Source organism: Pseudomonas sp. PS01300 (assembly GCF_029960155.1).
In the GTDB taxonomy this organism is placed as follows: domain Bacteria; phylum Pseudomonadota; class Gammaproteobacteria; order Pseudomonadales; family Pseudomonadaceae; genus Aquipseudomonas; species Aquipseudomonas palmensis.
The window spans coordinates 1-10,656 of record NZ_JASCPN010000098.1 but is presented as its reverse complement, the minus strand read 5'-3'; the positions used below and the strand labels follow the sequence as shown (position 1 = coordinate 10,656).

Sequence of the window (10,656 nt, the reverse complement as noted above, 5' to 3'; positions counted from 1 at the left end):
GGTCAAGCCCGCTCCCACAAGGACGGCGCCAGCTCCTGTGGGAGCGGGCTTGACCCGCGATGGCATCGATGCGGTGCCTGCGCATTGCACATTGCCCACATCGCTGTATACAGTGTGCGCACCAAGGGGAGCCCCGGCAACGGGCTGAGAAACCGCTGGCATCTGCAGCGCGGTGACCCTTCGAACCTGATCCGGATCATGCCGGCGAAGGGATGGGATCTAGCGCCTGCCTTCTTTGCCGGTCTCACTGCGAGGCCGCTCCATGACTGCCCCACGTTTCACCGAACACCTGCGCAAACAAAGCGAACCCACCTGGTCGGCCGCCGTCGGCCACCGTTTCGTCACCCAGCTGTGCGACGGCAGCCTGCCGGACCCGGTGATGGTGCGTTACCTGGTGCAGGACCATCGCTTCATCGACAGCTTCCTGACCCTGCTCGGCGCGGCCATTGCCACCGCCGACACCTTCGATGCGCGCCTGCGCCTGGCGCGTTTCGCCGGCATGATCGCCAGCGATGAAAACACCTATTTCCTGCGCGCCTTTGAGGCACTGGGCGTGAGCGAGGCGCAACGCACCGCGCCGGCCGACACACAGCCCACGGCCGGCTTCAAGGCGATCATGCGCCAGGCGGCGGCCACCCGATCCTATGCGGCGGTGCTGGCGGTGCTCAACGTGGCCGAGGGCCTGTACCTGGACTGGGCGCTCAAGGCGCCCAGGCCGCTGCCGGACAACTTCGTGCACGCCGAATGGATCACCTTGCACGACAACCCGGCCTTCGCCGACTTCGTCGCGTTCCTGGGCGCCGAACTCGACCGTGTGGGCCTCCAGGAAGAGGCGCTGAGCACCGATTTCTTCTTGCGTGCCGTGGCGCTGGAGCTTGAGTTTTTCGATGCCGTGTACCCACAGGGGGAGTGAACGATGGATATTTTCGACCGTTTGAAAGCTGCTGCACCGACCGAGTGGGCCAGTTACGTGGACCACAGCTTCGTGCGCCAGATGGGCCAGGGCAGCTTGCCCGAAACGGCGTTTCGTACCTACCTGGTGCAGGATTACCTGTTCCTGATCCAGTTCGCGCGGGCCTGGGCGCTGGCCGCGTACAAGAGCCGCCGGCCTTCGGACATTCGTGCCGCCCAGGCGGGGCTTGCGGCGATTCTGGACGAGACCGACCTGCATGTACGCCTGTGCGCGCGCTGGGGCTTGTCCAAGGCTGACATCGAGGCCGCGCCGGAGCACCAGGCCACCGTGGCCTATACGCGCTTCGTGCTCGATTGCGGCGCGGCGGGCGACTTGCTGGACCTGCATGTGGCGCTGTCGCCCTGTGTGATCGGCTACGCCGAGATCGGCCGGGCGCTGAGCCCCGACGGGGTGGCGGCGCTGGGTGATCATCCGTACCGCGAGTGGATTGGCGAGTATGCCGGGGAGGGGTATCAGGGCGTGGCTGCTGCAGCGCGCCTGCACCTGGACGAACTGGCGGCGCGCAGCATGACCGAGCAGCGCTTCACCGAGCTGGTGGCGATCTTTGCCCAGGCGTCGCGGCTGGAGGCGGATTTCTGGCAGATGGGGTTGGCGGCGCGGTAGAACGGCGTGGCGCAACGGCGCTCCCGGCACCGAGCGCCGCTCGCGCGGCGCTTCGCCGGCATCCCATCGCGGTGACATTGCCCCTTATCAGCTAAGGTTGCCTGCTTACGCATGATAAGGACCCATCATGAACGACCTGCACCCGCAGCCCCTGCTGGCCACCTTGCTGCTGCTCGGCAGCCTGCCCGCCCTTGCGGCCTTGCCCGGCGCCCCGGCCTATATCGATGACAGCGGCTACCCCGAGGCCGCCAAGCAACGCATTCTGCCGGCAATGTTCGAGCAGACCCTCACCAGCACCCGCTATATCGCGCCCGCCGGCAACCCCCTGATCACCGTCGCCGAAGCCACCGGCTTTGCCGACACCAGCACCTACGCGCAAACCCGCGATTACCTTCAGCAACTGGCATCCGCCGCCAATGGCGCCATCGTGCTCAGCGAGCTGCCGGAGAAAAGCGCCGAGGGCCACCCGATGCTGCTGGTGGTGGCCTCGCTGGAGGCCGACAAGTCACCCGCCGCGCTCAAGCGTTCGGGCAAGCCGACGCTCTTTATCGAGGCCGGTATCCACCCCGGCGAGTCCAACGGCAAGGACGCGATGTTCATGCTGCTGCGCGACATGACCACCGGCAGCAAGCCGCTGGCCGGCCTGCTGCAGAAGGTCAACATCCTGTTCATCCCCAGTGTCAACGTGGACGGCGATATCCGCCGCAGCGCCTATGGCCGAATCAACCAGAACGGCCCCCGCCAGAGTGGCTGGCGCGTGAACGGGCGCAACCTCAACCTGAACCGCGATTTCACCAAGCTCGACAGCGCCGAGATCCGTAACGTGGCCTGGGTGTTCAACACCTACGAGCTGAGCTTCTTCGCCGACACCCACTCCACCGATGGCGCGATGTACCCCTACGACAGCTCGTATTGCCATAACGGCAATGGCTGGTCGCCGGCCAGCAGCGCGTGGATGGACACGGTGATGCGTGCGCCGGTGTACCAGGCGCTGGAGGGCGAGGGGCATGTGGTGCACGAGTGCATCAGCATGAACGACAACCAGGACCCGACCCAGGGCTACTACCCGTACCGCACCGACCTGGCGCGCTTCTCCAACCAGTACGGCGATATCCGCAACGTGCCGTCGATTCTGATCGAGCAGCATGCACTGCACCCGTACCAGACCCAGGTGCTGGGCAACTACGTGATGCTCAAGACGATGTTCCAGGTGCTCGGCGAGCAGGCCGCTTCGCTGCAGCAGGCCATTGCCAGTGACCGTGCCCGGCTCGCGGCCCAGCGCGAGGTGGTGCTGACCTGGAAGCCGGGCAAGGAGGAGCAGGTGGACTTCAAGGTGGGCGACTACCGCTACGAACAGTCGCCGATCACCGGTGCCAGGACGATCGTGTGGGGCAACGTGCCCAAGCCGCTGACGGTGCCGGTCACTGGCAACACCGAGCCCGACCTGGTGGTCAAGCGCCCACGCCAGTACGTGGTGCCGGCGCAGTGGGCCGAGGTGATCGCGCGGCTCAAGGCGCATGGCATCCGCATGCGCACCCTCGAGCAGCCCACGGCGATGGCGGTGACGCTGTACCGCATGGATGAGGTGAAGGTGGCCGGTGGCTTCGAGCCGGACCGTGCGGCAGCCAACGAGATTCCGGGCTATGAAGGGCATCTGCTGGTCAGTGGCGTGGCCAACCCGCTGGAGCGTATGCAGACCTTTGCGGCGGGTTCGGTGCTGATCGACGTCGACCAGCCGCTGGGCGTGCTGGCGATCAACCTGTTGCACCCGCAAAGCCCCGACTCGTTCTGGGCCTGGGGTTTCTTCAACGCGACCCTGGTGGCGGCGGAGGAGCCAGAGGAATACGTGATGGAGCCGATGGCGCGCAAGATGCTGGCCGAGAGCCCGGCACTCAAGGCCGAGTTCGAAGCCCGCCTCAAGGACGACAAGGCGTTCGCCGACAGCCCGAGTGCGCGCCTGCACTGGTTTTACCAGCGCACGCCCTTCTATGACGTGAATGCATTCGTGTACCCGGTGGGGGCCGTGTACTGAGTTAAAGGAAGCGCCAGCCGTGCCGATGCAGGTGTGGGCCACCGCGACCATTGCGGTGGCGTTGCCTTGTCAGGACGTCCATGAAGACCAGCCTTACCCTTGCCATCACCCTGCTGTACGCCTCGCTGGCGTGTGCCCAGGACATGAGCCAGCAGATTGCACAGCCGCTCAAGTACGCAAGCCTTGAAGAAATGAACCTTGGCGAGTTCGTGCCACAGAGCCGCTATGCGTCGACCTTGAGCGCGCTGCGCATGGACTCCGAGGCCGGTGATGCCAATGCCACGCTGGACCTGCTGGAGGCACTGACCGGCAACAAGGACCTCAAGCCCCAGGACCTCGACGCGGTCAAGCAACTGCTGGAAATCGCCGCCGTGCAGAAAGCCGACGGTGCCAGGTTGCAAGCAATGACGGCCCGCTACAGTGCACTCAAGACCCAGGGTGTGGCGGTGTCGACAACGCCTGCACGGCCAGCGCTGACCCTCGACTACAGCGGCGACTCGCTGGACGACATCTCTGGCGTGAAAGGCTGTGGCGATGCGCAGACGGCGCAGACCACGGCGTGCTTCGCGGCGTTCAACAAGGCGTTGAAGGCCGATTACACGGCGCTCAAGCAGTACAACCTGGCCCTGGGCTGGTCGGCGCAGCGGTTTCAGCCAGATGCCCTGCAAGCCAAGGCAAGCAAGGCCTGCGGGCGCTTCGACTACTGTCCGACCACCACCTTGTACGTGATGAACCAGACGTTGCTGCACGAAACCAACGAAGTCCGCTTCCCCAAGACCTACGAGCAGGCGGTGTATCAATTGCTCACTGTGCCGGTGGCCACTGTGCAGCGCACGCAAAAGGCCAACTATGAAAAGGCAGTGCAGGCCAACTTCGAGCAGGCCCGCCAGCAACGCTATGCCTACCGCGAACGCGCCGGTCAGTCGGCGGACGCCCTGGTCATCTACGCGTTGCGCATGGATGCGGTGATTCTCGAGCGGCCCAACTGCACCGCGTTTGCCAACCAGGCCTATGAAATGGCCTTCAACGTCCACAACAGGGTCGTTGCCGAGAGCGAGCTGGACCGCATCAACCGCTCGATCGTGCAGACGCAGTGCACGCTGCGCTAGGGGCCATCAGCTCGAAGCGGGCAGGGCCGCCACGGCATCGACTTCGATCTGCATGCCGTCCAGTGCCAGACGCGGCACGGGTATCAGGGTGCAGGTCGGTTTGCTGAGTTGGCCCCAGGCGGCGTTCGCAGCCGCCACCCACAGCGCCAGCCTGGCTTCGCTATGGTCCACGATCAGCAGGGTCAGCTTGAATACATCGGCCAGGCTCGCACCTCTGGATTCCAGCGCGGTGCGCAGGTTGAGCAGCGCCTGGCGCGCCTGTTCGGCAAAGTCGGGCGACAGCGTACCGGCAGGGTCTTCACCCCCCTGGCCGGCGATGTACAGCAGCTTGGCGGCGGTGCTGACCTCGGCCACGTGTGAATAGGCATTGGCGCTGGGGTCGTACAGGCCTTCGGGGTTGGACAACACAAATACGGCGGGTTGGCTGGTGCTCATGGGGCGACTCCACTCAAGGGAGGCGCAAGGGTAAAACCTCAAGTTAGGTTGATGTCAATCACCTGTTTTCAAGGGCGCCGCACGTTCTTCAGTAGTGTTTGAGAAATAGGCGCTGCGAAGGCACCGGCCCCTTGATCAGTCGGATCAGGTCGCTGGCCTGCAAGGTGAACGGCTTCGAATAGTAGTAGCCCACAAAGAAGCCGGATGCCTTCATGGTGCATGGCAGTACCGGCTTTCTTGCCAGCATGTCGAGGGCCGCTGCGTCGCCCAGGTCGCGGTACTGGTCTTTTTTCTGAAAGCTCAGTTTCGAGGTGAACAGGCCATCACGGGGCGGTCGGTCATCGCGTTCGATCTCACCGATCAGCGAATACGTCATGCGGTGGTCATAGGCGAGGTTCTCATCCTCGGTGATCGAGCATTCGATGCGCGTGCCCAACTGGCTGGTCTTGCCCCGGAAGGCGTCGAGCACATCCACATCTGCCGCGAAGGTCAGGGTGTACACACTGTGGTTGCTGTCGAGCTGCTTTTGCAGGGAAATCGGTTCGACCGTGGCCTTGGCGCGCGGGATGAACAGTGAACAGGCACTGAGCTGGGCAGCCAGCAGGCCAAGTACGATCAGTGGAAGCAGGCGCATGTGTCATCCATGGGGGCGGGAGGGCGCCTTGATACACCAGTTGGTCACGCTGCGCCAGCGGTTCACGAGGCATCGCACAAAGCGCCGTGACACTTGCCGCAGAGTGCCTGCTAGGGCATCCTGCGCGCCCGCCACACTCATGGAAGAAGGGCGCATGCCTGTGTTTCACCGCTTCGCCCTCGGCTTCACGCTGGCCGCCGGTGCACTGTTGAGCTGTGGCTGCGTCAAGGACCACGGCATCGACCCGTTGCCCCTGCGCTTTGTGTCGTTCAGCGACAACCCGTATCGCTACGACCTGCGTTTTCAGGCCGACGAAGACCTGCTCAGCCTGTTCGAACGCCACACCGGCAATGGCCAGATCAGCGAGCGGCTGGTGTGCGCGCTGGACGGCGACGAGAACTTCGACCTCGAGCACGTCATCACCTACAACCTGTCCGGCTCGCCCGAGTTCGAAAGCCGCGCGCCCGATGGCAGTTTCAACTACCTGGCGCAGATGAGCTTCGACAAGACCCTGCCGAGCCGCTCCAGCAGCACTGAACTGACCCGCGAAACCATCCAGCGCCTGCTCGAGAACAGAACCACAATCCCGTGCAAGCTGTACATCACCGCGTTCCCGTATCACGCGTACTTTTCACTGGTGATGCGCATCCCGGTTTCGGTGCTGCTGGCCGAAGTGAACAAGCACGACTACAGCCCGTACATACCACCTTTTGTGTGGGCCGCGCCGACGCTGGACGACGCCACGCCGTTGGCGCCCTTCGCCAGGCGGGTCGAGGCGCCGCTCTACAGTGCACGTCTGCCCATCACCGACAGCGAAACCGGCAGGCCACTGCCACGCGTGGCCTACGTGATCCAGCGCAAGGACGGGTATCTGGAATACGGCACCAGCGATGCCGAGGGCTACACCCACGAGGTGATCTCGCTGACCCGGGAAACCATCAAGCTTTACCTGGTGGACTAGGGGTATCATCCCCGGCTGAATTTGCCCTACTGCGCTAGAGGAACCCCACGGTTTGCCTGATTCACTGCACGCATCGCTCCACAACCCCCTGCTGCAATACCTCGCCCGACTGGCCCCGTCGAGCCAGTTGACCATGAAGTACATCCTGCAGGACGCCGCCGACCGTCTGGACTTCGAGGACATCGACATCAAGGAGGTGCCCTGGCACTTGCTCGAACCGGGGCATGTCACTGCGCTGGTGGCGGCGTTGCGCGCCGACGGCTATGCGCCCAACACCACGTCGCTGTACGTCAACGCGATTCGCGGGGTGATGAACGAAGCCTGGCGCCTGGGCCTGATCAGCCAGGACCAGCTGCTGCGCATGCGCACGGTCAAGGCCGCCCAGGGCACGCGCCTGCCGGTGGGGCGCAATCTCAAGCGCACGCTGATCCGCGAACTGATGGAGGCCTGCGCTGCCGACCCGCGCCCGCAGGGGCTGCGCGACGCGGCGGTGATCGCCTTGCTGTACGGCACCGGCATGCGCAAGAGCGAGTCGGTCAACCTCGACCTCAAGCAGATCGACTTTGCCGAGCGCAGCCTGCAGGTGCTGGGCAAGGGCAACAAGCAGCTGATCAAGTACGCCCCGGTGTGGGCCTTCGACAAGCTCAATGCCTGGCTGGAGTTTCGCCGCTCGCAGCTGCCCGAGGGCCAGGCCGACGATACCTTCCTGTTCAACCGCATCCGCCGCGGCAGCCATATCACCCGCGAGCGCATCACCAAGCACGCGATCTACTACATCGCCCGCCAACGCGGTACCCAGGTGGGCGTGAAGATCATGCCCCACGATTTTCGCCGTTCGTTCATCACCCGGGTGATCGAGGAGCACGACCTGTCGATCGCGCAGAAGCTGGCGCATCACAGCAACATCCAGACCACGGCCAACTACGACATGCGCGACGACAACGAGCGGCGCCGCGCGGTGGACCGCTTCGACTGCTAGCTGCCGGAGGGCCAGGCCCGGGTGTTGATTCGGCTGGGCCGGGCTGGCCATTGCCAGCTGCTACCGGCACGGCGCAGCCATAGCCCGCTGCCGCTGGGCAGCAGGCTGGGGGTGCCCAGCCGTGGCAGAACCTGTACGTCAGCCGCGTAGGCGTTGACCTGGGAGCCCCTGTGCAGATGATCGACACTGAACGTCCCGGAGTGTGCGCGGACTTCACCGCTCGGGGTTTCGACGATCAGCGGGCGCGGGTCGCTGCTGGCCTGCACCAGCACTTCGCCATCGTGCAGCACCAGGCGTCGTTGCTGCGCGGTGAAGCGGATGTCCACATGGGTGGCGTGATTGAGCGCAAGCTGGCTGCCATCGCTCAATTGCAGCAGGCGTGTCTGGGCCGGCCCGGTGCGTTCATCGGCCATCAATTGGCGCCACGGCACGATGTTCTGCGCCAGGTAGGCGCTGCCAAGGACTGCCAGCAGGCAAGCGCCAAGGCGTTTCAGGCGAGGGTCAGACACGGGGAGCCCCAGGTGGAAAAGGCTGGGGATGATAGGGGCAGCAGGGGCGGCACTCAAGCGGTTGCAGTGCTTGGGCCTTCGCCGGCAAGGCCGGCTCCTACAGGGTGTGTATCGCCGGTAGGAGCCAGCTTGCGGGCGCAGCGGTCAACTGCCAGCCGGGCCGCTGACACCGCCGCTGTTGTTGCTTTCGGAGCCTTCGTGGCCATTTCTCTCGGAACCGGTGCCCTCGGGCATCTGCCCACGGGTGTCATCGGTGTTCATGCCGCCCTGGCGGCCGTCGTCGTTGCCCTGGGTACGTGGGTCGGTGCCGTTGGGCATCGACGGCTCGTTGGACGGGGCCGGCACATCCACCCCGGCCCCAGGAAGGGTGGAGTTGGGCACGCCGTTGCCGGGGGCAGGGTTGGTCGGGCCGGTACCTGCGGCCAGGGCCACGGTGGCCTGGGCGCCCAGCAGCGCGGCGAACAGCAGAGCGGTGATCGGGGTGCGGGTCATGGTCGAACTCCTTTCATGTGGGCTACCTGACATTGGTCCGTCGTCATGCGCCGAGGGTGCGGCGTGAGCGACGGACGGTCTAGTCGCGACCCCGCATGAAGAAGCCCGCCACGTACTTGCGGAAGGTGTCCAGGCCTTTGAAATCGGCAAAGCGTCTGAAGTTTTCCGTTTCGGGCTCCGGGCCCAGCGGCTGTTCGGTCAGCGACACGGACAGCACCCTGTCCTGGTCGGAGCTGAGCACCAGTTCGTCCATCACCCGACCGCCGATCACCGGCCGGCGCATCACCACCTTCACACCCTTGCCGGCCATCCAGTCGATCAGCGAGACGAGCATCTTCAGCGGTTCGCGCTCTTCGTCGCGGTACACCGGGAACAGGTGAGCGCGCGACAGCACCGGCACGCTGGCCACATGGATCAGTTCGTAGAAGTGGCTGCCGGCGGTGGCGGGGGAATAGATGGCCAGCGCCAGCAGCGGGCCGGGGGTGCGGCTACCGCCCCACAGCAGGTGGTGGCCCTGGAAGTCGAACCCGTCTTCGCTGCGCTCGGTGAGCACCTTGCGCGCCTTGATCTGGCTGACGCAGTCCAGCAGCAGGCCATGGCGCCGATGTGTGCCGAACACCGTGGCGTCGCGCAGACGTGCCTTGAGCATCATCATGTGCTTCATGTCCAGGCGGGTTTCCAGGTAGTTGCTGGCGGGCACGCGGTCGATCAGCGGGTAGCGGGTGGCGACGCTGCGCAGCTCGGCGAACTGGGCGGTCAGGTCCTTTTTGAGGTGGGTGGCATAGACGTTCAGGCCGCTGGCTTCGATCAGGGTCAGCAGCAGCGAGAGCAGGCGATGCTGTTCGCGCCTGTCGCCGCTGCCGTTGCCTTCGCCGCTGCCGGCAGCGGCACGCTGGAAATCACCGATCAGGCGCAACGGCGCGTCCGGTGCCAGCCAGGCCGCCGGCGGGGTGTCGGCCTCGTTATGGCTGGCGTCGGTGTCGCGTTCGTCCTTGGTGAAGGCACAGCCCGGCGCATGTTCGGCGGTGCCGGGGTTGTTCTTGAGAAACAGCGTGCCGGTGCTGCCGTTGAGGTTGACGTTGAGTACCGGCATGCTTTTGGGCTGGCATTCGCAGGCCAGCCACTGCCCGGCGGCGCGTACCTTCATCAGCAACTGGTTGGCCTGCAGCAGCCGCGGGCCCTCCAGGGCGCCCAGCACGAACCCGCGCAGCAGTTCCTCTTCGGCGGGGGTAAGGGTGCGCACCAGCGCGGCGTTTTTCTCGATGATTCGCATGGACGATCCTGGCCAGCTTTCCTGTGCCTGCCACCTTAATTCAAAGCCCTGCACGCGACCATCGTCGCGTGCAGGTGGCGTTCATTGCGGGCTGAACATTTTTGCCGCGCGGGCGCGGATTTCCTCGACCGACACGTCTTCGACGTGGGTGGCGACGAACCAGAGGTTGCCGAAAGGGTCCCTGAGGGTGCCGCTGCGGTCGCCGTAGAACTGGTTCTGCACGGCGTTGACCTGAGTGGCGCCGGCCTTCAGCGCCTGGGCGAAGGTAGCGTCGACATCTTCGACGTACAGGTGCAGGCCGATGGCGCTGCCCTGCAGGGATTGGCTGCTGGTGAGCCCGCCGGCCTGGTCGCAGGGGTCGGCCAGCATCAGCGAGGAATCGCCGATTTTCAGCTCGGCATGGCCGATACGCCCATCGGGGGCGTCGAGGCGGAACATTTCGGTGGCGCCAAAGGCGGCCTTGTAGAAGTCGATGGCCCTGGCAGCGTCCTTGATGCCCAGGTAGGGGGTGATGCTGTGCTGACCGTCGGGGATGGGTTGGGTGGCCATTTTTTCCTCCATTGGTACGCAAAAAGTGTGTTGCCTACACGGGCCCTATCGCGGGTCAAGCCCGCTCCCACGTGTTCATCACTGCCTTTGTGGGAGCGGGCTTGACC

At 64.9% G+C, this 10,656-nt stretch carries 12 protein-coding genes and 1 riboswitch; of the genes, 6 read left to right on the top strand and 6 right to left on the bottom strand.

Going from position 1 to position 10,656, the window contains the following annotated elements:
• Positions 1-114 precede the first annotated feature (114 nt).
• Positions 115-230, top strand: a riboswitch (TPP riboswitch).
• 32 nt (positions 231-262) lie between these two features.
• The 4 genes from QMX96_RS25645 (at position 263) to QMX96_RS25630 (ending at position 4,717) form a co-directional block, all read left to right on the top strand.
• Entirely contained in the window at positions 263-913 is a 651-nt protein-coding gene (locus tag QMX96_RS25645) for a TenA family protein (RefSeq protein ID WP_282362668.1), read from the top strand.
• Between the two features lie 3 nt (positions 914-916).
• The gene (locus tag QMX96_RS25640) at positions 917-1,576 is read left to right on the top strand and encodes a TenA family protein (protein ID WP_043860584.1); all 660 of its coding nucleotides are present in this window, start codon (positions 917-919) and stop codon (positions 1,574-1,576) included.
• Between the two features lie 127 nt (positions 1,577-1,703).
• Positions 1,704-3,608, top strand: a complete 1,905-nt coding sequence (locus QMX96_RS25635; RefSeq protein ID WP_282362667.1) for a M14 family metallopeptidase — start codon at positions 1,704-1,706, stop codon at positions 3,606-3,608.
• Between the two features lie 80 nt (positions 3,609-3,688).
• Positions 3,689-4,717, top strand: coding sequence for a hypothetical protein (locus QMX96_RS25630; protein ID WP_043860586.1), 1,029 nt, complete (start codon positions 3,689-3,691; stop codon positions 4,715-4,717).
• Positions 4,718-4,723: 6 nt separating this feature from the next.
• Here the strand turns inward: QMX96_RS25630 and QMX96_RS25625 are convergent, their stop codons facing one another.
• Positions 4,724-5,152: a RidA family protein gene (locus QMX96_RS25625; protein ID WP_054914449.1), complete on the bottom strand. Its 429-nt coding sequence runs from the start codon at positions 5,150-5,152 to the stop codon at positions 4,724-4,726.
• An 88-nt stretch (positions 5,153-5,240) separates the two neighbouring features.
• Complete coding sequence (locus QMX96_RS25620; RefSeq protein WP_282362666.1) at positions 5,241-5,786, bottom strand: hypothetical protein; 546 nt, start codon at positions 5,784-5,786, stop codon at positions 5,241-5,243.
• Between the two features lie 154 nt (positions 5,787-5,940).
• Here QMX96_RS25620 and QMX96_RS25615 point away from each other — a divergent pair, with 154 nt between their 5' ends.
• Positions 5,941-6,747 carry a hypothetical protein gene (locus QMX96_RS25615; protein WP_282362665.1) on the top strand — a complete coding sequence of 269 codons (807 nt, stop codon included), beginning with the start codon at positions 5,941-5,943 and terminating at the stop codon, positions 6,745-6,747.
• Between the two features lie 133 nt (positions 6,748-6,880).
• On the top strand, positions 6,881-7,726 hold the full coding sequence (locus QMX96_RS25610) for a tyrosine-type recombinase/integrase (protein WP_229590266.1): 846 nt from the start codon (positions 6,881-6,883) through the stop codon (positions 7,724-7,726).
• Here the strand turns inward: QMX96_RS25610 and QMX96_RS25605 are convergent.
• From QMX96_RS25605 to QMX96_RS25590, 4 genes are all read right to left on the bottom strand, one after another.
• Positions 7,723-8,235: a FecR domain-containing protein gene (locus QMX96_RS25605; RefSeq protein WP_282362664.1), complete on the bottom strand. Its 513-nt coding sequence runs from the start codon at positions 8,233-8,235 to the stop codon at positions 7,723-7,725. The genes QMX96_RS25610 and QMX96_RS25605 overlap by 4 nt on opposite strands.
• A gap of 144 nt (positions 8,236-8,379) precedes the next feature.
• On the bottom strand, positions 8,380-8,727 hold the full coding sequence (locus QMX96_RS25600) for a hypothetical protein (protein ID WP_043860591.1): 348 nt from the start codon (positions 8,725-8,727) through the stop codon (positions 8,380-8,382).
• Between the two features lie 79 nt (positions 8,728-8,806).
• On the bottom strand, positions 8,807-10,000 hold the full coding sequence (locus QMX96_RS25595; RefSeq protein WP_100632725.1) for a hypothetical protein: 1,194 nt from the start codon (positions 9,998-10,000) through the stop codon (positions 8,807-8,809).
• Positions 10,001-10,081: 81 nt separating this feature from the next.
• Complete coding sequence (locus QMX96_RS25590) at positions 10,082-10,549, bottom strand: VOC family protein (protein WP_282362663.1); 468 nt, start codon at positions 10,547-10,549, stop codon at positions 10,082-10,084.
• Between the last annotated feature and the right edge of the window lie 107 nt (positions 10,550-10,656).

Excerpts from the sequence above, each read along its gene's own strand:
- QMX96_RS25645 (WP_282362668.1), top strand. The coding sequence starts at position 263 with ATGACTGCCCCACGTTTCACCGAACACCTGCGCAAACAAAGCGAACCC.
- QMX96_RS25640 (WP_043860584.1), top strand. The coding sequence starts at position 917 with ATGGATATTTTCGACCGTTTGAAAGCTGCTGCACCGACCGAGTGGGCC.
- QMX96_RS25635 (WP_282362667.1), top strand. The coding sequence starts at position 1,704 with ATGAACGACCTGCACCCGCAGCCCCTGCTGGCCACCTTGCTGCTGCTC.
- QMX96_RS25630 (WP_043860586.1), top strand. The coding sequence starts at position 3,689 with ATGAAGACCAGCCTTACCCTTGCCATCACCCTGCTGTACGCCTCGCTG.
- QMX96_RS25625 (WP_054914449.1), bottom strand. The coding sequence starts at position 5,152 with ATGAGCACCAGCCAACCCGCCGTATTTGTGTTGTCCAACCCCGAAGGC.
- QMX96_RS25620 (WP_282362666.1), bottom strand. The coding sequence starts at position 5,786 with ATGCGCCTGCTTCCACTGATCGTACTTGGCCTGCTGGCTGCCCAGCTC.
- QMX96_RS25615 (WP_282362665.1), top strand. The coding sequence starts at position 5,941 with ATGCCTGTGTTTCACCGCTTCGCCCTCGGCTTCACGCTGGCCGCCGGT.
- QMX96_RS25610 (WP_229590266.1), top strand. The coding sequence starts at position 6,881 with ATGAAGTACATCCTGCAGGACGCCGCCGACCGTCTGGACTTCGAGGAC.
- QMX96_RS25600 (WP_043860591.1), bottom strand. The coding sequence starts at position 8,727 with ATGACCCGCACCCCGATCACCGCTCTGCTGTTCGCCGCGCTGCTGGGC.
- QMX96_RS25595 (WP_100632725.1), bottom strand. The coding sequence starts at position 10,000 with ATGCGAATCATCGAGAAAAACGCCGCGCTGGTGCGCACCCTTACCCCC.
- QMX96_RS25590 (WP_282362663.1), bottom strand. The coding sequence starts at position 10,549 with ATGGCCACCCAACCCATCCCCGACGGTCAGCACAGCATCACCCCCTAC.